Annotated in this window: 14 protein-coding genes; 7 read left to right on the top strand and 7 right to left on the bottom strand. The window is 52.6% G+C overall.

Annotated features, from left to right (window positions below; translation table 11 throughout):
• Nucleotides 1–74: 74 nt before the first annotated feature.
• Both FDX11_RS20605 and uxuA read right to left on the bottom strand, forming a co-directional pair.
• Nucleotides 75–1,550, bottom strand: a complete 1,476-nt coding sequence (locus FDX11_RS20605) for a fructuronate reductase (RefSeq protein ID WP_137398472.1) — start codon at nucleotides 1,548–1,550, stop codon at nucleotides 75–77.
• 80 nt (nucleotides 1,551–1,630) lie between these two features.
• Complete coding sequence (uxuA, locus tag FDX11_RS20600) at nucleotides 1,631–2,815, bottom strand: mannonate dehydratase (RefSeq protein WP_137350411.1); 1,185 nt, start codon at nucleotides 2,813–2,815, stop codon at nucleotides 1,631–1,633.
• A 261-nt stretch (nucleotides 2,816–3,076) separates the two neighbouring features.
• On the opposite strand from uxuA, the gene gntP reads away from it, so the two are divergent.
• Complete coding sequence (gene gntP, locus FDX11_RS20595; protein ID WP_038636883.1) at nucleotides 3,077–4,420, top strand: gluconate permease GntP; 1,344 nt, start codon at nucleotides 3,077–3,079, stop codon at nucleotides 4,418–4,420.
• A 49-nt stretch (nucleotides 4,421–4,469) separates the two neighbouring features.
• Here the strand turns inward: gntP and FDX11_RS20590 are convergent, their stop codons facing one another.
• Genes FDX11_RS20590 through FDX11_RS20580 form a run of 3 tightly spaced genes read right to left on the bottom strand, consistent with a single transcriptional unit; the run spans nucleotide 4,470 to nucleotide 7,315 of the window.
• Complete coding sequence (locus tag FDX11_RS20590; protein ID WP_137365108.1) at nucleotides 4,470–5,165, bottom strand: lactate utilization protein C; 696 nt, start codon at nucleotides 5,163–5,165, stop codon at nucleotides 4,470–4,472.
• Entirely contained in the window at nucleotides 5,158–6,585 is a 1,428-nt protein-coding gene (locus FDX11_RS20585; RefSeq protein WP_079225573.1) for a LutB/LldF family L-lactate oxidation iron-sulfur protein, read from the bottom strand. Before FDX11_RS20585 ends, FDX11_RS20590 begins: the two co-directional genes overlap by 8 nt.
• A 10-nt stretch (nucleotides 6,586–6,595) precedes the next feature.
• A complete protein-coding gene (locus FDX11_RS20580) occupies nucleotides 6,596–7,315 on the bottom strand; it encodes a (Fe-S)-binding protein (protein ID WP_042312620.1) in 720 nt (239 codons plus the stop codon).
• A 580-nt stretch (nucleotides 7,316–7,895) separates the two neighbouring features.
• Between FDX11_RS20580 and FDX11_RS20575 the strand changes: the two genes are divergently transcribed.
• Nucleotides 7,896–9,449, top strand: coding sequence for an L-lactate permease (locus FDX11_RS20575; protein WP_079225574.1), 1,554 nt, complete (start codon nucleotides 7,896–7,898; stop codon nucleotides 9,447–9,449).
• Between the two features lie 443 nt (nucleotides 9,450–9,892).
• On the opposite strand, the gene FDX11_RS20570 is transcribed toward FDX11_RS20575, so the two are convergent.
• Together FDX11_RS20570 and FDX11_RS20565 are read right to left on the bottom strand one after the other, a co-directional pair.
• A complete protein-coding gene (locus tag FDX11_RS20570; protein WP_042312624.1) occupies nucleotides 9,893–11,158 on the bottom strand; it encodes an aromatic amino acid transporter in 1,266 nt (421 codons plus the stop codon).
• Between the two features lie 189 nt (nucleotides 11,159–11,347).
• The gene (locus FDX11_RS20565) at nucleotides 11,348–12,718 is read right to left on the bottom strand and encodes a tyrosine phenol-lyase (RefSeq protein WP_038636869.1); all 1,371 of its coding nucleotides are present in this window, start codon (nucleotides 12,716–12,718) and stop codon (nucleotides 11,348–11,350) included.
• A 671-nt stretch (nucleotides 12,719–13,389) separates the two neighbouring features.
• Between FDX11_RS20565 and FDX11_RS20560 the strand changes: the two genes are divergently transcribed.
• The 5 genes from FDX11_RS20560 (at nucleotide 13,390) to FDX11_RS20540 (ending at nucleotide 20,766) form a co-directional block, all read left to right on the top strand.
• Nucleotides 13,390–14,262 carry a phosphorothioated DNA-binding restriction endonuclease gene (locus FDX11_RS20560; protein ID WP_061382821.1) on the top strand — a complete coding sequence of 291 codons (873 nt, stop codon included), beginning with the start codon at nucleotides 13,390–13,392 and terminating at the stop codon, nucleotides 14,260–14,262.
• Nucleotides 14,228–14,974 carry a winged helix-turn-helix domain-containing protein gene (locus tag FDX11_RS20555; protein WP_249360752.1) on the top strand — a complete coding sequence of 249 codons (747 nt, stop codon included), beginning with the start codon at nucleotides 14,228–14,230 and terminating at the stop codon, nucleotides 14,972–14,974. Before FDX11_RS20560 ends, FDX11_RS20555 begins: the two co-directional genes overlap by 35 nt.
• Before the next feature lie 176 nt (nucleotides 14,975–15,150).
• Nucleotides 15,151–18,660, top strand: a complete 3,510-nt coding sequence (gene hsdR / locus FDX11_RS20550) for a type I restriction-modification system endonuclease (RefSeq protein WP_137398471.1) — start codon at nucleotides 15,151–15,153, stop codon at nucleotides 18,658–18,660.
• Nucleotides 18,661–18,853: 193 nt separating this feature from the next.
• The gene (gene hsdM, locus FDX11_RS20545) at nucleotides 18,854–20,443 is read left to right on the top strand and encodes a type I restriction-modification system methyltransferase (protein WP_137398470.1); all 1,590 of its coding nucleotides are present in this window, start codon (nucleotides 18,854–18,856) and stop codon (nucleotides 20,441–20,443) included.
• Complete coding sequence (locus tag FDX11_RS20540) at nucleotides 20,440–20,766, top strand: restriction endonuclease subunit S (RefSeq protein ID WP_137398469.1); 327 nt, start codon at nucleotides 20,440–20,442, stop codon at nucleotides 20,764–20,766. Before hsdM ends, FDX11_RS20540 begins: the two co-directional genes overlap by 4 nt.
• The last annotated feature ends 24 nt before the right edge of the window (nucleotides 20,767–20,790 follow it).

Below are 20,790 nucleotides of genomic sequence, written 5' to 3'. Positions count from 1 at the left end.
ATTTGCGGCAAGTCAAAAACAGAAAACGGGTCAACCAAATCAGTATTTTGATTGACCCGTCATAGTTCGGGGAATTAAGCGTCAGCGCTTAGCGCGGCAACACTCTCACGCGCGCCCAGCTCGCACAGTTGTTGATAGATGGCGATAACCGTCTCAACAAAGTCGGCGTTTTCCGCTAAATCATGGCCAAAAATACCGCTCAGCCCCAGCAGCGCCGTCACGCGTTCAGCCCCCTGGTATTGTTGGTTAATACGCTGGAATTCAGCCAGCATTGGGTCAACAACATCAATGGCCTGCCCCTGCTCATCCACGCCGTGGGTATAACGCATCCAGCCCGCGACGCCAAGCGCCAGGTGACGCCAGTCGCTGCCGTTTTGCAAATGCATACGTACCGGATCCAGCAGGCGCTGCGGCAGTTTCTGGCTGCCATCCATCGCAATCTGCCAGGTGCGGTGGCGCAGAGACGGGTTGCTAAAACGTTCGATCAGCAGCGTCGCGTAGGCGTTGAGATCGGTGCCTTCCGGCATCGCCAGCGTCGGCGCCTGTTCCTGCATCATCAGTGCAAACGCCGCTTTGCGATACGCGGGATTCGTCATGGTATCGGCGATAGTTTCATACCCGCCAAGATAGCCCAGATACGCGAGGAAAGAGTGGCTACCGTTAAGCATGCGCAATTTCATCATTTCAAACGGCACCACATCGGCAACGAATTGCGCGCCGACTTTATCCCAGTCCGGACGACCGTTGACGAAATTGTCTTCAATCACCCACTGACGGAACGGCTCACAGGCGATAGCACACGGATCGTAAACGCCCAGCTGGTCGGCAATTTCCTGCAACGTTTCTGGCGTCGCTGCCGGCACAATGCGGTCTACCATGGTGCATGGGAAGGTGGCGTTAGCTGCAATCCACTCCGCTAACTGCGGGTCGCGCGCCTGCGCCAGGCCCAGCACCGCGACTTTCGCCACATGACCATTTTCACGCACGTTATCGCAGGACATCACGGTAAAGGCCGCCAGCCCCTGCTCACGACGCAGATGCAACGCCTGTACGATGTACCCAATCGCCGATTTCGGCGCGGTTGGGTTCGCCAGATCGTGCTTAATCAGTGGATTATTGAGATCTAACTGGCCGCTGGCAGCGTCGGTGCAGTACCCTTTTTCCGTGACCGTCAGCGAGACAATCGCCGTCTGCGGGCGCGCCATGGCCTGTAAAATGCCGTCGCAACCGTCAAGATCCGGGTGCAGCGCTTCTTTCATCGAGCCAATCACTTTCAGCACGGTGTTGTCCGCGCCCTTTTCCGCCACGGTATACAGCAGTTGCTGCTTGCGCAGATTTTCAATCAGTACGCAGTCGTTACCCGGCATCAGGTTAACTTCACAGATACCCCAATCGCTGTCGGTGGTTTCTAAGAGATGGTGGGTGTACAGCGCCTGATGCGCGCGGTGAAAAGCACCGCATCCCAGGTGAACAATACGGGATTGCAGGCGAGAACTGTCCCAGGCCGGACGCGCAACCGGCAGGTTGCTACTGGCAATTGTCGTTGTCATCGTGAACTCCAGAAGCCGTTGGAATACCAACGGAAGAGAAAAGGAAAAAGCCGGCCAGACAGGTGACCGGCAAATCTGCTTTAACGGCTGAAGAAAGCGCGCTGGATAGCCATTTCAACACCGCGTACTTCCGCCAGCCCCTTCAGGCGACCAATCGCGGAGTAGCCAGGGTTGGTTTTCTTTTTCAGATCGTCAAGCATCTGGTGACCATGATCCGGCCGCATGGGGATCAGATCCTCTTTACCCTCAGCTTTACGACGTTGCTCTTCTTCGACGATCGCTTTCACCACTTCGTACATGTCAACGTCGCCGTTAAGATGCGCCGCTTCATGGAAAGTTTTCGGGTTATCTTCACGTAGCGTGGAGCGCAGATGGGTGAAGTAAATGCGCGGACCAAACTGTTTGATCATGTCAACCAGATCGTTGTCCGCACGGACACCGTAGGAGCCAGTGCACATGGTAAAACCGTTCGCCATGCTGCTGACCGTATCTACCATCCACTGCATATCTTCCACGGTGGAAACAATACGCGGCAGGCCGAGGATCGGGCGCGGCGGATCGTCGGGATGGACCGCCATACGCACACCCACTTCTTCTGCCACCGGAATGATCGCTTTCAGGAAGACGGCAAAATTCTCGCGCAGCGCAGCTTTATCGATATCTTTGTAACGCTCAAGGTGCTGACGGAACTGATCGAGGGTATAGCCTTCTTCCGCGCCAGGCAGACCGGCGATGATATTGCGGGTCAGACGCGCTTTGTCTTCATCGCTCATGGTGGTGAAGCGTTCATTCGCCTGAACAATTTCTTCGGCAGTGTAGTCCGCTTCCGCGCCCGGGCGTTTGAGGATATGCAACTCAAAGGCGGCAAATTCAATCTGGTCAAAACGCAACGCTTTGGAGCCGTCCGGCAGGACGTATTCCAGATCGGTACGGGTCCAGTCGAGAACCGGCATAAAGTTGTAGCACACCGTACGAATGCCGCACTGGGCCAGGTTACGCAGGCTCTGCTGGTAATTGGCGATCCACTGCTGATAGTTGCCAGAACGGGTTTTAATGTCTTCGTGGATCGGCACACTTTCGACGACCGACCAGACCAGGCCCGCCTGCTCAACAATCGCTTTGCGCTTTAGGATCTCATCAACCGTCCACACTTCCCCGTTCGGGATATGGTGCAAGGCGGTGACAACGCCCGTGGCACCCGCCTGACGCACATCCGCTAAGGTGACCGGATCGTTAGGGCCATACCAGCGCCATGTCTGTTCCATGTTTTATTCCTCGTTTACGTTATGGACTCGACGATATGGCGCATAAATTCCTCCTTTTGGTATTACATGTCAACCTCAACGCCAAAATTGGTTAACCAAATCACAATGAAAGGCGTTGAGATCCTATGTATGCCGCAAAAACACACGGTAAATATGTAAACATGTAACGCAATGTGACATCTATCGCATCAATGGTTAACCAATATATGTAACATCTCAACCAAAATCATAATGGTTCAACCAAAAGAAGGTAGACGTTTTATGCACGTTCTCAATATTCTGTGGGTCGTATTCGGCATCGGTCTGATGCTGGTACTTAATCTAAGATTCAAAATAAACTCGATGGTCGCCCTGCTGCTGGCGGCGCTCTCGGTCGGTATGCTGGCGGGTATGGATTTAATGGAGCTGCTGCACACCATGAAATCCGGTTTCGGCAGTACGCTGGGAGAGCTGGCGATTATCGTTGTATTCGGGGCGGTCATCGGTAAGCTGATGGTTGATTCCGGGGCGGCGCATCAGATTGCCCATACGCTACTGGCGCGCCTCGGCCTGCGCTATGTGCAGCTGTCGGTGATCATTATTGGTCTGATCTTCGGCCTGGCGATGTTCTATGAAGTGGCGTTTATTATGCTGGCGCCGCTGGTGATCGTCATTGCTGCAGAAGCGAAGATCCCCTTCCTTAAGTTGGCGATTCCCGCCGTTGCCGCCGCCACCACCGCTCACTCCCTGTTCCCACCGCAGCCTGGCCCGGTGGCGCTGGTTAACGCCTACGGCGCTGACATGGGCATGGTCTACATCTACGGTATTCTGGTGACCATTCCGAGCGTGATCTGCGCCGGGCTTATCCTGCCGAAATTCCTCGGCAACCTCGATCGTCCGACGCCGTCATTCATGAAAGCCGACGTCCCGGTTGACCAGAACAATCTACCGTCATTTGGCGTGTCTATTCTGGTGCCGCTGATCCCGGCGATCATCATGATCTCCACCACCATCGCCAATATCTGGCTGGTAAAAGGGACACAAGCATGGGAAGTGGTCAACTTCCTCGGCTCTTCACCGATTGCGATGTTCATCGCCATGATTGTTGCCTTCGTGCTGTTTGGTACCGCGCGTGGTCACGATATGCAATGGGTCATGAACGCCTTTGAAAACGCGGTGAAAAGTATCGCTATGGTGATCCTGATCATCGGCGCGGGCGGCGTACTGAAGCAGACCATCATCGATACCGGCATTGGCGACACCATCGGTATGCTGATGTCGCACGGCAATATTTCTCCGTACATCATGGCGTGGTTGATAACCGTGCTGATTCGTCTGGCGACCGGCCAGGGCGTGGTCTCAGCCATGACGGCGGCGGGAATTATCAGCGCAGCCATCCTCGACCCGGCAACCGGTCAACTGGTAGGCGTCGATCCGGCGTTACTGGTGCTGGCAACGGCGGCAGGCTCCAACACCCTGACCCACATCAACGATGCCTCGTTCTGGCTGTTCAAAGGCTACTTTGACCTGTCGGTGAAGGATACGCTGAAAACCTGGGGTCTGCTGGAACTGGTGAACTCCGTGGTGGGCCTGATAATCGTGTTGATCATCAGCATGATTGCATAACGTCTGTCCCGCTCTGGCCAGTAGCGCCAGAGCGGTTTTCCATCCCGTCTTAGCAATCCTCAATAATCAGATACACCGCCTTCACCGGGCCATGCACCCCAACCACCTTGATAAGCTCAATATCCGCTGTCGAACTGGGTCCACTGATAATGTTAATGCACGACGGCATACGCTCACCGGCCTGCGCTTTCTGATGCAGTTTTTCTGCCAGTTGCGCCACGCGTGGCAGGATGGTGCTTTTACGCAGCACGAAAATCGATGACTCCGGCAACAGGCTCAGGGAACGCCCACGCTCCGGCGCAGAAAACAGCACCACGCCGCCGGACTCAGTCAGGCCATACTCGGCATAGACCACGCCGACTTTAGCCTGCTCGGCCTGGGTAATATTTTCGCTACCGCGCGCCGGGTCCCAGACCACGGCGTTGCATGCCTGCTGTAAGCGTTCGGTAATGCCCAGTTCCACCAGCCGACTGTCGCCGCTCAGTACCACCGGTTGCGACCCCAGCTCCTCACACAGACGGAGCGCCGCGTCTGCCGCCTGATCCTCGCGGGTCAGTTCGCAGTGGGCCAGCATCACCTCGCTGGCAAACTGGATAAACGCCTCGCAGCGCAGCTCGGGGCTCAGTTCGGTCAGGCGCTCGTTGGCATAGTTGTTAACCGGCGCGGCATCCGCTTGTGGCTCGAAACGCAGCGGGCGACCCAGCGCCTGGGCGACGGTGTTTAAAAATGCGGTACGGTTATCCATTTTTTTTCTCCTGCGCCTGATGTTTCTTAAACCAGCTGCGGAAACTCTCGCCGTCAGCATCAGGCAGATCGCGCGCCTCCATCCAGTCACCAATCGCGCCAACCTTAAGCGGCGTTTTACCGCCATTGATAAACCAGCTTGCCGCGTGGGCCCCGGCCATCATGCCGACCTTCCACAGCCCTGGATGGCTGTTGGCATAAGCGAACATTTTGATCGCCCGTCGCTCGGCTTTCGGGGTAATGCCCTCCTCGGCCATCACCCGGCGATGACGCAGGATCAGTTTTGACAGAGGGATCCGCACCGGACAGACGCTGTCACAGGCCGTGCACAGTGAACAGGCATACGGCAGGTCTTTAAAATCTTTATAGCCGCCGAGCAGCGGAGAGATCACCGCGCCGATGGGGCCTGGATAGATAGAGCCATAGCCGTGCCCGCCGATATGACGATACGCCGGACAGGTGTTCATACAGGCCCCGCAGCGGATACAGCGCAGCACATCACGAAACTCTGAACCCAGCACCTGCGAGCGCCCGTTATCGACAATCACCAGATGAAATTCTTCCGGTCCGTCAACGTTATCCGCCTCACGCGGGCCGGTCAGCCAGGTGTTGTAGCCCGTCAGGCGTGCGCCCACGGCGCTGCGCGCCAGCATAGTGATCAGCACATCCACATCGGCAAACGTCGGTGCGATACGCTCCATACCCATTACCGCAATGTGCGTTTTCGGCAGCGTGGTGCACATGCGCGCGTTACCTTCGTTGGTCACCAGACACACCGAGCCGGTTTCCGCCACGGCAAAGTTGCAACCGGTAATACCGATTTCGGCACTCAGGAAATCCTCGCGGATCTTCTGGCGAATGAATAAGGTCATGGCTTCCGGCGTTTCCGGGCCGTCGTAGCCCAGACGTTCGTGCAGCACACGGCGGATCTGATAGCGATCTTTATGAATAGCCGGGACCACTACGTGCGAAGGCGGATCCTGATCCAATTGCAGGATGTACTCGCCGAGATCGGTTTCGATCACCTGAATTCCGGCATCCTGCAGCACATGGTTAACGCCGATCTCTTCGGTCACCATCGACTTGGACTTCACCACTTTCTTCGCATTTTTATTCTGCGCGACCTGCAGAATGTAGCGGGTGGCCTCTTCTTTGGTTTTGGCGAAATAGACGTGCCCGCCGTTTTGCGTCACTTTCTCGGAGAGTTGATACAAGTAAGCATCGAGATTGCTCAGAACGTGATCGCGGATCTGGCTGGCACGATCGCGCCAGTCTTCCCAGTGGCCTAACTCATCGACCATTTTCTGTCGATTCGCGCCGATACGCTCCTGCGCATTGGCCACGGCTTTGCGCATGATCGGGTCTTCAATCTGCTGACGAATGCGCAGTTTAAATTCTACATCGCTGGTTTTTATCGACATTTACTTTCCCTCAGCGGCTCATCAGCACTTCAGCAATATGCATCACTTTGACCGGCTGACCTTCCCGTTGCAGTCGACCGCCAATGTTCAGCAGGCAGCTGACGTCTGCGCCAATCAAATATTCCGGCTTCGCATCCATCAGGTGGAAAACTTTCTCTTTCACCATCTCGCCGGATATTTCAGCCATCTTGACCGAGAACGTCCCGCCAAAGCCGCAGCAGGTGTCCTGATCGGCAAACGTCAGCAGTTCCAGCCCGCGTACGTTTTTCAGCAATGTGAGCGGCTCTTCCTTCACCCCCAGCTTGCGGGTCAGGCTACAGGAGGGGTGATATACGGCACGGCCATGCAGACTGGCGCCGACATCCACCACGCCGAGTTTGTTGACGATAAAAGAGGTAAGATCCTGCATACGCGCGGCAACGTTCTCAGCACGGATCGCCCACTCAGGTTCATCGGCCAGATAGGTCGGGTAGCTTTTTACCGCATAGGTGCAGGAGCCTGCCGGAGAGATAATCGGATCGTCGTTATCTTCCAGCGCGGCGATCAGGTTTTTCATCCCGGGGATCGCTTCTTTAATGTAACCGCTGTTGATGGCTGGCTGACCGCAACACCCTTGCTTCTCGGGGAAATTCACGCGACAACCCAGTTTTTCCAGCAGCAATACGGAGTCTCGTGCCATCCGTGATTTCAGTGCGTCACCAATGCAGGTAACAAAGAAATTTACATTCACAATAACTACTCCATTGCTTCATTTCTGTTTATTGCGCTTGATATTGCTATATCAAGCAAAGGTTCAATCGTCTTTCACACCCAGTTTTTCGGTTTGCTCGTTTTACTAATGCCTGGGTTCATAATGATGCTCAGATCGTTTTCCTTTGATGGCGACTCTCCATTTCTTATATCAGGACAATCGCAAATGTCTGCATTTTCATTTGTATGATAAAACAAAATAATCCTCTAATCGACTCAGACATGCAATACCCAGGTTTATTTATTTCGGCATCGCTCACATTTTTATATTTAAAATCACAGCATTATTAACACCTTAACAATAGTTTCAGGAGATAACTATTCTCGTCACTACCATTATCAAAGAGGTTGTTAAATAACTACTTATGGGTATTCAGCTTGATCTTAAGTATATTTACACGGCGCTAATTTTTAATTAGAAGATTACAATAGTTACAAAACCACAAATCATAATTACTTTATCCACTGAAGCGATTCAGTTTACAGCTTTTATTAATTCAGCAAGGTAGCCTCCCCGCCATAAATATAAATCAGGTTTAATGAACCAATCAGGAATAGCAATGAACGAATATTTTATGTTTGCCCTGGCACTCTCTCCGTTACTACTGATGGTATTTTTAATATTAAAACTAAAAATGCCCATCCATTATTCTGTGCTAATCTCTTTAGTTTTCACCGCCGCGCTATCAGCACTATTCTGGGAAATGCCCGTACAGAATTTGAAAGCCGCGATAGGCTATGGCGCACTGAAGGGATTATGGCCGATCGTGATTGTGATCCTCGGCGCTATCTTCAGTTATAACGTCATGCAGGCAACCAAAGCGCTGGATATTCTGCGCGACATTCTCGCCAGCATTAGCGAAGATAAGCGTATTCAGGTGCTGCTGATTTCATGGTGCTTTGGCGGATTCCTTGAAGCTGCGGCGGGTTATGGTACGGCGGTCGCCATTCCAATCGGCATTCTTATTGCGCTCGGATTCAACCCGCTGAAGGCGGCGATCGCCTCTCTGGTGGCAAATACCGTTCCCACCGCATTCGGCGCGGTCGGGATCCCGGTTTCTATTCTGGCGGAACAGGTTAATCTGCCGGTTTATACCTTAGGCGGAACCATTATTTTGCAGCTGGCGCTGTTTAATATCCTGCTGCCGTTTGTCATTGTCTGCATAATTGGCGGTGGCCTGAAAGCCATTCGCGGCGTATTTCTAATCACGCTGATGTGTGGCATCACCACGCTGGTTCCGCAATATTTTGTCGCTATCCATCTTGGCGCGGAATTGCCCGCCTTTGCCGGGAGCCTGGTCAGCCTGCTTGCCGTCGCGATGGTCAGCCGCCTGCGCAAAGGGAAAACCGATCCCGAATGGCGCATTGAGGTCAGCCATACCCGCGAAACCACGCCGCGCTCGGCAAAAGTGTTGTTCCGCGTGGGCTCTATCTATCTGTTTATTTTTGTCTTTATCCTGCTGTGTTCGCCGCTGTTCCCGACGATAAAAGCTGCGGCGTCCCAACTGGCCTCGGTACTGCATTTCACGCTCGCCGACGGCAAAACGCTGGCGCTGAAAGTTGAATGGGTGACCACGCCGGGGATGCTGATCATCTTTGCGACCATTATCGGCGGTTTTATTCAGGGAGCATCGGCACGTGGGATGCTGGAAGTGTTTATCAAAACTATTTTCCAGCTTAAAAATTCCATTGTGGCGATTATGGCGATCGTCGCGCTGGCCACGGTGATGGATCTCAGTGGGATTATCTCCACGCTGGCCCAGTCGATTGTTGATTTGACCGGCAGCTCATACGTCTTCCTCGCCCCGGTGATTGGCGCGCTGGGCACGTTCGTTACCGGCAGCGATACCAACTCGAACATTCTGTTCGGCAAGCTGCAAACCATTGCCGCCAGTAAGCTGCATATCGATCCCAACTGGCTGGCGGCGGCCAACACCTCCGGCGCAACGGGCGGAAAAATGATTTCACCACAAAGCATCGCCATCGCAGTTTCAGCCACCAAAATGGACGGTCAGGCCAACCAGATAATGTCTGGCACCATGAAATACTGCTGCGCCTACATTGTGATCCTCGGCCTGAAAGTCGGTCTGTTTTATTACTGGTTTATGGCGTAACTCGTTGTCAACCCCGCCAAATTCGCGGCAATCGTATTTGACGAAGCGGTGACCATAAAGGTTTACACCGCCCCGGGATCGGAACGAGGTGACAGGCTTTACGATTTGTCGGCGCTGACTAAAATAGCGCCGATGTTTCAAATCGAGGATTGTTGTTATGTTGTTCTGGGAAAAGATGGTGAAGAAGTTCGACGCCTTTTCTGCGTTGATCCCACCACGCTACTTCCGCGTGTAATGCCTGATGGCGATTCGCTTATCAGGCCTGCGTTTCACGTTCATTTGTCGGCCGGATAAGGCGCAAGCGCCGCATCCGGCAACTAGCCCCCTTTCACTTGCGCAGCCCGCACGCCCTTAACACCCTGACCCACAGACGAAGCCACGCAAAACGGTAGACCAGCGGATGCTGAAATCGTAGCAATGTCATAAACATAACGCCTCCTGCGCTAGCGAAACGTTGGCAGCAGACCAAATACGTCCAGAACCACCGTCAGATAGACAACCGCCCCACAAATAATCACCAGGTTGAGCACGGTGTTATTACACGGCGCGGTATAGCTGGCGGTCGGAAAACGCTTCCGTGCGGCTTTCACCAGGAACGGCGGCAGGATCACACTCCAGATGGTAAAGGCCAGACCGGCGTAACCAATCGCGTGCACAAAACCGTTCGGGAAGAAGAAGCACACGGCGGCTGGCGGGAAGTAGGTCACCAGTGCGGTTTTCAGGCGGCCCATGCCGTCATCCGGGAAATGGAAAAGATCGGCGATATAATCAAACAGGCCAAGCGTCGCCGCCAGCAGGGAACTGGCGACCGCGAAGTTGCCGAAGAAGGTCAGGATTAGATCCATATAACGGCTGGTGAACAACCCGCTGATGGCTTCAACAAACACGTCGATATTGCCGCCTTTAGCGATAATCGGCGGGAATGCGGAACGGCTAATGTTGCCCATCGTAACGGCTAACCAGAAGATATACAGCAGCAGGGCAAACAGCGTGCCGATGATAATAGAGCGCGTAATATTCGAAATCCCACGCGTGCCATATAGCTTGACCAGGCTCGGCACGTTACCGTGAAAACCAAACGAGATAATGCAAAACGGCAGCGTCATCAGGATATACGGCAGATACTGCGAATTAGGCAGCGCCACCGCTACGCTGTCGACAAGTTTCGCCACTTCGATATGGCCTACCAGTCCGGAGAAGGTAGCAAAGAACGCTACAAACTTACCGATAATCAGCACGGTAGTGATGCGTCCAACCAGCAACGAGCTGTACCAGGCAATTGCCCCAACCAGCATACTGACGATAATCACCGAGATATTTGCCGGAAAACGTACACCACTGTATTTGAATACGGTTTGCGCCATCACTGCCGATGAACCGGAGATATAGGCATAGGTCAGAATATATAGCACAAAACCGAAAGCGATGCCGACCACGATATTCCACTTACGGCCTAATAAATCCTGGGTAAAGGTATTAAAACTGGCACCAGCGCCATAATGCAGGTTAACTTCAACCAGCATCAGGCCGGTTAATAACATCATGATGGCAATAAACAGAAGAATAACCGACGCACCGGGGAACCATACGCCAGCCATCGCAATCGGCAGGGAAAACATTCCGCCACCCACTACGGTCGCGATAACCAACATGGTTCCGCTAATTAGTCCGGGGGTACTACTCTGTCGCTCAATGGCATTAATATCCATGATAAATGTTCCTGTAGACTATTCGTTATAATTACAGCTGTCATTTGTACATCATGCGGATAATAAAAATGTCGGAGTCAGGGTTTACTTTTTTTAGTTATGTCACGGTAACGGGCACCGCAAAGGCTTCCTGTTCATGGAAAAGAAATACAAAAAAGCCCCATCCTGAGATGGGGCCATAATTATTGTTTAGATATAGTCAAAGCGTGCAGTAAAGAAACGCAACTGCTTCGGCTCATAAATAAACTTCAGCCCGCGAATATCTTCTTTGTGCTGGTAAAGTTTAATAATACCGTCAGCCACGACATCCATATGCGCGTAGGTATAAACGCGGCGTGGAATCGTCAGACGCACGGTTTCCAGTTTCGGTCTGTGGTGTTCGCCGGTCACGTTATTACGGCCCGCAGAGATAATACCGCGCTCCATACTACGTACACCAGTTTCCACATAGATGCTGGCAGCCAGGCTTTGTGCCGGGAACTCGTCCTGCGTCAGGTGCTCGCAGAAGCGACGCGCATCGAGGAATACCGCGTGACCACCCACCGGTTCAACAATCGGTACGCCAGCAGCTTTCAGCTTGTCGCCCAGGTAGCGAACCTGCTTCACGCGGTGCTCAATGTACTCATACTGCATGGCTTCGCGCAGGCCAATCGCCATGGCTTCCATGTCGCGTCCGGCCAGGCCGCCGTAGGATGGCATCCCTTCGTAGACCACGACTAACTCTTTGGCAGCAGAGAACATTTCGTCATCATTCATGCACAGGAAACCGCCGATATTCACCAGACAGTCTTTTTTACCACTCATGGTACAACCGTCGGCGTAGCTGAACATCTCATGCACGATCTCTGCAATGCTCTTGTTCTCAAAGCCCTGCTCTTGCTCTTTGATAAAGTAGGCGTTTTCTACGCAGCGGGTAGCGTCGTAGAATACTTTAATGCCGTGTGCTTTTGTCAGTTCACGTACCGCACGCATGTTTGCCATCGATACCGGCTGCCCGCCCGCGAGGTTAACCGTCACCGCCAGGCAGATATAGGCAATATTCTCGGCACCTTTTTCGTCAATCAGCTTTTGTAATTTTTTAAGATCGATATCACCTTTAAACGCAATATTCAGACCGGCATCGTGCGCTTCGTCACGAACAATATCAACAAACACCGCGCCATTTTTTTCCTGGTGATAACGGGTAGTGGTGAAATACATATTCCCGGCAACATATTGCCCAGGTTTAATAGCCAGCTGCGATAACAGGTTTTCTGCGCCGCGTCCCTGGTGAGTCGGAACAATATGTTTAAAACCGAACAGTTCCTGCACGGTTCTTTCCAGATGATAGAAGTTTTCGCTGCCCGCGTACGCTTCATCACCCATCATCATTCCGGCCCACTGCTTGTCGCTCATTGCGTTGGTGCCACTGTCGGTCAGTAGGTCAATATAAATATCTTTCGAATTTAACAGGAAAGTATTGTAACCCGCTTCCTGCATTTTCTTAAGGCGTTCATCACGCGGGATCATAGATACAGTTTCAACGCTTTTAATACGGAAGGGTTCTGCCGGATAATTCATTTTGTTTCTCCAGTAACAGTGGTCATGTACGTATTAATGTGAAGTAATGCATACCTGGTCCATCAATAAAGTCTGATGAAATATAACTATTCGCCTCCTGCGTCAGGGGGTGAAATAATGTGCAGGCACTATGCAAGATTTAATTGATTATGGAAATAGTCCGAGCAACATTAATCACTGGCAATAATTCAAAAAGCTGTAAATGTGAGTGATGCAAATCACACGTCATTTTTTTAACTATTCATATTCAACAAGTTTTTTTTGCGTGTTGTTTTGTCGTTCGCTGTTGAGCGTTATCTGCGACCGGAAATACTGAAAACTTTACTTTCCAGGCTGTTCTCATTTTGTATTGGTGAATGAGTACACCCCATTTTGTGAGAGTCGGATCACTTCGCGGGTAACTATTTGTGATTCACATCACTAAAAGTGTAAAGCAAAGTGTACAAATCAGTGTTGTTTCAGAGTTTGCTATTTGCTTCAGTGAGTTAGATCGCATTTTTGGCCAGATGCCTACAGGCGTTGTTTTCTGGAGCATGGGGATATTCAGGCGTGTGAAAGATAATGAGTAAGTACGATGAATAATACCGAAGCTAGTGTATCGGTCTCATCCCCCCTTGATCAGGTGATATTTTGCGAGCATCATCGCAATTATTTACCTGATAATGAAATCAATGAGTTCCAGTAAAACCCTGCAACAGGCAATTGCCGACATCACCATCTGGCGTAAAGGCGAGCAGCGCGCGCCGCACAAGCCCCTGCTGCTGCTTCATGTGCTGGCGGGTTATCAGCAGGGTCACGGTCGCCTGTTTGACTACGGTACGGAAGTTCGCGACCCGTTGCATAGCCTGCTGGAACGATTTGGACCACAACGCGCGCAGTACCGCCCGGATATGCCCTTCTGGCGCTTACAGGGAGATGGGTTCTGGGAGCTACAAAACGCCGAGCATTGTTCAACGTCCGGTTGCAGCAAACAGCCCCCTGCCGGAGAACTGGTGACGCATAACGTTGCCGGAGGCTTTGATGAACAGCATTTTGCCCTGCTGAAAAAGAACAAGAATCTCATTAATGCCCTGGCCCAGCAAATCCTTGAGGCGCACTTCACCGAAAGCATTCAGGAAGAGATCGCGGATGAACTGGGATTTGATATCCTGCAAATCCGCAAACAGCGGGACCCGTTGTTCCGCCAGCAGGTTCTGCGTGCCTATAATTATGAGTGCGCCATTTGTGGCTTCAATATGCGCCACGACAGCACCTCTGTCGCCCTGGAAGCTGCCCATATTAAATGGAAACAGCACGGCGGCCCGTGCGAGATTTCAAACGGACTGGCGCTGTGCGCAATCCACCATAAAGCCTTTGATAAAGGTTCGATTGGGCTGGATGAGAGTATGCGGGTACGAATTTCGTCTGCAGTAAATGGCAGTAATATTGTCTCCAGGCTATTTTGGGACTTTTCAGGAGTTCAGATTCATCTTCCAAAAAATAAAGAGGACTATCCTCAAGACAAATTTATTGAGTGGCATCAACAAGAAGTTTTCAGGACATAAAAATATTAATCCATTGATGGTGATCAACATGTCGTTTCCAAGTTATAAAGAGATAGAAATCCCCCTGCTTTTAAATATTTACACCAGAGGGGGAGAAGTAAGTTCCTCCTCATGTTACGAGCCGTTGGGCAAGGAGTTCGGCCTTACAAACGAAGAAATGAACATGTTACTCCCTGATGATACTAATCGCCCTCAATGGAACAACATGGTCCAATGGGCGAGGAAAAAACTTGTTGACTACAAGTACCTCCACAATGCAAAAGAATCAGGCCTTGGTGTCTGGAAGCTCACACCTGATGGCATCAAAAAAGCAGAATCGCTTTCCACTCGGTTGAATATCGATTACCCAGATGATGTTCCGGAAACCTTTTACGAAGGTGCCGTAAAGCAAATCAAAGTTAACAAATACGAACGTAGTAAAACGGCAAGAGACAAATGCATAGATCATTACGGCTGTCAGTGCAGCGTGTGCAATATGGATTTTGAGGAAACGTATGGTGAAACCGGGAAGGATTATATCCACGTCCACCATATTACACCGCTTTCTGATATTGGAGAACGCTACAAACTGGATCCTGTAAAAGACCTTCGTCCTGTCTGCCCCAATTGCCATGCCATGATCCACAGACAAAAACCCTCACTCACTATTGAGGCATTGAAAGCCTTAATGAAGAAAGCACAAAAACAGGAACGAGTGAGAACTGCCTATTAAAACAGAACAAAAGTGGTACAGGAAGTTGAGAACATACTTACAAAATAGTGAGTTACATTAAATTCTGACGATTGAATGTACAACTGGAGAGAGGTAGCATGCACTGATGCCTCATCCTTTAACGGATTATCCTAATATGTCAGCATTCCAAAGGCTGGCCGGAACGCGGAACGTGCATGAACAAATCCAACTTCGATTTCCTGAAAGGCGTGAACGATTTCACTTACGCCATTGCCTGCGCGGCGGAAAACAACTACCCCGACGATCCGAATACGACACTGGTAAAAATGCGCATGTTTGGCGAAGCGACGGCCAAACACCTGGGGTTATTACTGGATATTCCTCCCTGCGAAAACCAGCACGACCTGCTGCGTGAGCTGGGCAAAATCGCCTTCATTGACGATAGCATTCTTTCCGTTTTCCATAAGCTGCGCCGTATCGGCAATCAGGCCGTTCACGAATACCATAACGATCTCGATGATGCCCAGATGTGTCTGCGCCTCGGATTCCGTCTTGCCGTTTGGTACTACCGGCTGGTGACCAAAGATTACGATTTCCCGGTGCCAACGTTTGTGATGCCTGAGCACGACGAGGAGCGCTACCACGCCGAAGTTCTCACTCTCAAACAGCAACTGGAGCAGCAGACACAGGAAAAAGCACACAGCCAGGCAGAGCTGGAAGCTCAGCAGCAACGCTTAATTGCACTCAATGGCTACATTGCCGTTCTCGAAGGTAAGCAACAGGAAACCGAAGCCCAGACCAAAGCCCGCGTGGCTGCCCTGGAAGCACAGCTCGCTGCCAAAAATGCCGAGTTAGCAAAACAGACCGAACAGGAACGTAAAGCCTACCACAAAGAGATCACCGCCCAGGCTATCAAGCGCACGCTGAATCTCAGCGAAGAAGAGAGTCGCTTCCTGATTGACGCCCAGTTGCGTAAAGCGGGCTGGCAGGCCGATAGCAAAACGCTGCGCTTTGCCAAAGGCGCTCGCCCGGAACCCGGTGTCAACAAAGCGATAGCCGAATGGCCGACGGGTACAGATGAAACGGGTAAAACAGGCTTTGCCGATTACGTGCTGTTCGTTGGCCTTAAGCCCATCGCCGTCGTTGAAGCAAAACGCAAAAATACCGATGTGCCTAGCAAGCTCAACGAATCTTACCGCTACAGCAAATACTTCGATAACGCCTTCTTACGCGACACGCTACTTGAGCACTACGCTCCCGACGAAGTACACGAAGCCGTGCCGGAGTATGAAATCAGCTGGCAGGACACCAGCGGTAAACAGCGCTTTAAAATCCCCTTCTGCTACTCCACCAACGGGCGTGAATACCGCGCGGCGATGAAGACCAAAAGCGGCATCTGGTATCGCGACATCCGCCACACCACCAACATGTCAAAAGCGCTGCCGGAATGGCATCGCCCGGAAGAGCTGCTGGATATGCTGGGCAGCGACCAGCAAAAGCAGAATCAGTGGTTTGCTGAAAATCCCGGCATGAGCGAACTCGGCCTGCGCTATTACCAGGAAGATGCCGTCCGTGCGGTAGAAAAGGCTATCGTTAACGGCCAGCAAGAGATCCTGCTGGCGATGGCGACCGGTACCGGTAAAACCCGTACCGCCATCGCCCTGATGTTCCGCCTGATCCAATCGCAGCGTTTCAAACGCGTTCTGTTCCTGGTCGACCGTCGCTCGCTTGGCGAACAGGCGCTGGGGTCGTTTGAAGACACACGAATTAACGGCGACACTTTTAACAGCATTTTTGATATCAAAGGATTGACCGACAAATTCCCGGAAGACAGCACCAAAATTCACGTCGCCACGGTGCAGTCCCTGGTCAAGCGCACGCTGCAATCTGATGAACCGATGCCGGTCGGTCGCTACGACTGTATCGTCGTCGATGAAGCGCACCGCGGCTACATTCTCGACAAAGAGCAGACCGAAGGCGAGCTGCAGTTCCGCAGCCAGCTGGATTACGTTTCCGCCTACCGTCGCATTCTCGATCACTTCGATGCAGTAAAAATTGCTCTGACCGCTACGCCAGCGCTGCACACGGTCGATATTTTCGGTGAACCGGTTTACCGCTATACCTACCGTACGGCGGTGATCGACGGCTACCTGATTGACCAAGATCCGCCTATTCAGATCGTCACCCGCAACGCGCAGGATGGCGTCTATCTATCCGAAGGTGAACAGGTGGAACGCCTGAACCCACAGGGCGAGCTGATCAACGACACGCTGGCCGACGATCAGGATTTTGAGGTCGCCGACTTTAACCGTGGCCTGGTGATCCCGGCGTTTAACCGCGCGGTATGCGGCGAGCTCACCAAATATCTGGATCCCACCGGGCAGCAAAAAACGCTGGTGTTCTGCGTCACCAACGCCCATGCCGACATGGTGGTTGATGAGCTGCGTACCGCGTTTAAGAAAAAGTACCCGCAGCTGGAGCACGACGCGATCATCAAGATCACCGGTGATGCCGATAAAGACGCGAAGAAAGTGCAAAGCATGATCGTCCGCTTCAACAAAGAGCGGCTGCCCAATATCGTGGTCACCGTCGACCTGCTGACCACCGGCGTGGATATCCCGTCTATCTGCAATATCGTGTTTCTGCGCAAAGTCAAAAGCCGCATTCTCTACGAGCAAATGAAGGGGCGCGCCACACGTCTGTGCCCGTCGGTGGGCAAAACCAGCTTTAAGATTTTCGACTGCGTGGATATCTACAGCTCGCTGGAAAGCGTCGACACCATGCGCCCGGTGGTTGTGCGTCCGCAGGTGGAACTGCAAACGCTGGTCAACGAAATTACCGACTCAGAAACCTACAAAACCATCGAAGCGGATGGCCGCAGCTTTGCCGAGCACAGTCATGAGCAGCTGGTCGCCAAGCTGCAGCGGATTATCGGTCTTGCCACCTTTAACCGCGATCGCAGCGAAACGGTGGATAAGCAGGTCCGCCGTCTGGACGAACTGTGCCTGGATGCCGCTGGCGTTAACTTCGGCAGTCTGGCTTCACGCCTGCGGGAAAAAGGGCCGCACTGGAGCGCCGAGATTTTCAATAAGCTCCCCGGCTTAATCGCCCGCCTCGAAAGGCTGAAAACCGATATCAACGCCCTGCGCGAGGCCCCTATTTTTCTCGATATCGACGATGAGGTGGTGAGCGTCAAATCGCTGTACGGCGATTACGACACACCGCAGGATTTCCTCGAAGCGTTCGATGCGCTGGTGCAGCATGCTCCTAACGCCCAGCCGGCGCTGCAGGCGGTGATCAATCGCCCGCGCGACCTCACCCGTAAAGGGTTGGTGGAATTGCAGGAGTGGTTTGACCGCCAGCATTTTGAAGAGTCGTCCCTGCGCAGCGCGTGGAAAGCGACGCGCAATCAGGATATCGCCGCCAGGCTAATTGGCCATATCCGTCGTGCGGCGGTGGGCGATGCGCTCAAACCGTTCGACGAGCGTGTCGACCACGCACTGACGCGTATCAAGGGCGAGAACGATTGGAGCGACGAGCAGATAAGCTGGCTCGACCGTTTAGCACAGGCGCTAAAAGAGAAAGTGGTGCTCGACGATGACGTTTTCAAAACCGGCAATTTCCATCGTCGCGGCGGTAAGCCAATGTTACAGCGTGCCTTTGACGACGACCTCGACAGCGTGCTGGATAAGTTCAGCGATTATATCTGGGACGAGCTCGCCTGACGCGTATACACTTCATCCTTCAAGCTGCCTCCGCGTTGGTTGCGCTCATTCACCCCAGTCACGTACTTATGTACGCTCCTGGGGATTCATTCCCTTGCCGCCTTGATGCAACTTGAATGATTTTGTGTATATTACCCAACAATTTCTTCTTCTGCGGCCCCGATAAGGGCCGCTGTTTTACATGGGATCTTCAATGAACAATAACGATCTGGTCGCCAAGCTGTGGAAATTGTGCGACAACCTGCGCGACGGCGGCGTCTCCTATCAAAACTACGTCAATGAACTCGCCTCGCTTCTGTTTTTGAAAATGTGCAAAGAGACCGGTCAGGAAGCGGACTACCTGCCGGAAGGCTACCGCTGGGATGACCTGAAATCGCGCATTGGCCAGGATCAGATGCAGTTCTACCGTAACCTGCTGGTTCAGTTAGGTTCTGATGAGAAAAAGCTAGTGCAGGCGGTATTCCATAATGTCAGCACCACCATTGAGCAACCCAAACAACTGACTGAGCTGGTCAGCTATATGGACGCGCTGGACTGGTACAATGGCAATCACGGGAAGTCCCGCGACGATTTCGGCGATATGTACGAAGGGCTGCTGCAAAAGAACGCCAACGAAACCAAATCCGGCGCGGGTCAGTACTTCACCCCGCGTCCGCTGATCAAAAGCATTATCCATCTGCTGAAGCCGCAGCCGCGTGAAGTGGTGCAGGATCCGGCCGCCGGGACCGCAGGCTTTTTGATTGAAGCCGACCGTTACGTGAAATCACAGACTAACGATCTGGATGACCTTGATGGCGACACCCAAGATTTCCAGATCCACCGCGCGTTTATCGGCCTCGAACTGGTGCCCGGCACCCGTCGTCTGGCGCTGATGAACTGTCTGCTGCACGATATTGAAGGCAACCTCGACCACGGCGGCGCCATCCGTCTGGGCAACACGCTGGGCAGCGACGGCGAGAATTTACCGCAGGCCGATATCGTCGCCACCAACCCACCGTTTGGCAGCGCCGCGGGCACCAACATTACCCGCACCTTCGTGCACCCCACCAGCAACAAACAACTGTGCTTTATGCAGCATATTATCGAAACACTGCGCCCCGGCGGCCGTGCGGCGGTAGTCGTGCCGGATAATGTCCTGTTTGAAGGTGGTAAGGGCACGGATATTCGTCGCGACCTGATGGACAAATGCCATCTGCACACCATCCTGCGTCTGCCGACCGGCATCTTTTACGCTCAGGGCGTCAAAACCAACGTGCTGTTCTTTACCAAAGGCACGGTAGCCAATCCGAATCAGGATAAAAACTGCACCGACGACGTGTGGGTGTATGACCTGCGGACCAATATGCCGAGCTTCGGCAAGCGCACGCCGTTTACCGAACAGCACCTGCAGCCGTTTGAAACCGTCTACGGCGAAGATCCGCACGGCTTAAGCCCGCGTACCGAGGGTGAGTGGAGCTTTAACGCTGAAGAGACGGAAGTTGCTGACAGCGAAGAGAACAAAAACACCGACCAGCACCAAGCCACCAGCCGCTGGCGTAAGTTCAGCCGCGAGTGGATCCGCAGCGCAAAATCCGATTCGCTGGATATCTCCTGGCTGAAGGATAAGGACAGCATCGACGCCGACAGCCTGCCGGAACCGGACGTGCTGGCGGCAGAGGCGATGGGCGAGCTGGTGCAGGCGCTGGGCGAGCTGGATGCATTGATGCGCGAGCTGGGCGCGGGCGATGAGGCGGATGCGCAGCGTCAGTTGCTGAATGAAGCGTTTGGTGAGGTGAAGGCATGAGTGGGGGGAAACTGCCGGAAGGGTGGGTACAAGCCGTTCTTGGCGACTATCTATATCTTAAAAATGGTTTTGCATTTAAAAGTACTGAATATGTCACTCCTGGGGCCCATTCATACCCAGTAATTAGAATTTCTGACTTAGACGGTACATGTGCCACCGATAGTTCTGCGGTCCATGTTCTTCAGGGCGCTGAAGGTTTTACTATCGAAAAGGGCGATTTGCTGATCGCCATGTCAGGGGCCACAACAGGAAAAATAGGAATATACACAGGTAATATTCCCGCATATCAAAACCAACGCGTTGGGAATATTAAATTATGTTGAATCGCCACAGATAATCTAGACACT

The sequence above is a fragment of the Citrobacter sp. wls714 genome (assembly GCF_005281025.1).
Taxonomy (GTDB): Bacteria; Pseudomonadota; Gammaproteobacteria; order Enterobacterales; family Enterobacteriaceae; genus Citrobacter; species Citrobacter werkmanii.
The sequence above is the reverse complement of the archived record's forward strand: the minus strand, read 5'-3'. Positions and strand labels throughout refer to the sequence as shown.

Bases quoted from the DNA above. Each gene is read 5' to 3' on its own strand.
- FDX11_RS20605 (WP_137398472.1), bottom strand. From the start codon at position 1,550: ATGACAACGACAATTGCCAGTAGCAACCTGCCGGTTGCGCGTCCGGCC.
- uxuA (WP_137350411.1), bottom strand. From the start codon at position 2,815: ATGGAACAGACATGGCGCTGGTATGGCCCTAACGATCCGGTCACCTTA.
- gntP (WP_038636883.1), top strand. From the start codon at position 3,077: ATGCACGTTCTCAATATTCTGTGGGTCGTATTCGGCATCGGTCTGATG.
- FDX11_RS20590 (WP_137365108.1), bottom strand. From the start codon at position 5,165: ATGGATAACCGTACCGCATTTTTAAACACCGTCGCCCAGGCGCTGGGT.
- FDX11_RS20585 (WP_079225573.1), bottom strand. From the start codon at position 6,585: ATGTCGATAAAAACCAGCGATGTAGAATTTAAACTGCGCATTCGTCAG.
- FDX11_RS20575 (WP_079225574.1), top strand. From the start codon at position 7,896: ATGAACGAATATTTTATGTTTGCCCTGGCACTCTCTCCGTTACTACTG.
- FDX11_RS20570 (WP_042312624.1), bottom strand. From the start codon at position 11,158: ATGGATATTAATGCCATTGAGCGACAGAGTAGTACCCCCGGACTAATT.
- FDX11_RS20565 (WP_038636869.1), bottom strand. From the start codon at position 12,718: ATGAATTATCCGGCAGAACCCTTCCGTATTAAAAGCGTTGAAACTGTA.
- FDX11_RS20560 (WP_061382821.1), top strand. From the start codon at position 13,390: ATGAGTTCCAGTAAAACCCTGCAACAGGCAATTGCCGACATCACCATC.
- hsdR (WP_137398471.1), top strand. From the start codon at position 15,151: ATGAACAAATCCAACTTCGATTTCCTGAAAGGCGTGAACGATTTCACT.
- hsdM (WP_137398470.1), top strand. From the start codon at position 18,854: ATGAACAATAACGATCTGGTCGCCAAGCTGTGGAAATTGTGCGACAAC.
- FDX11_RS20540 (WP_137398469.1), top strand. From the start codon at position 20,440: ATGAGTGGGGGGAAACTGCCGGAAGGGTGGGTACAAGCCGTTCTTGGC.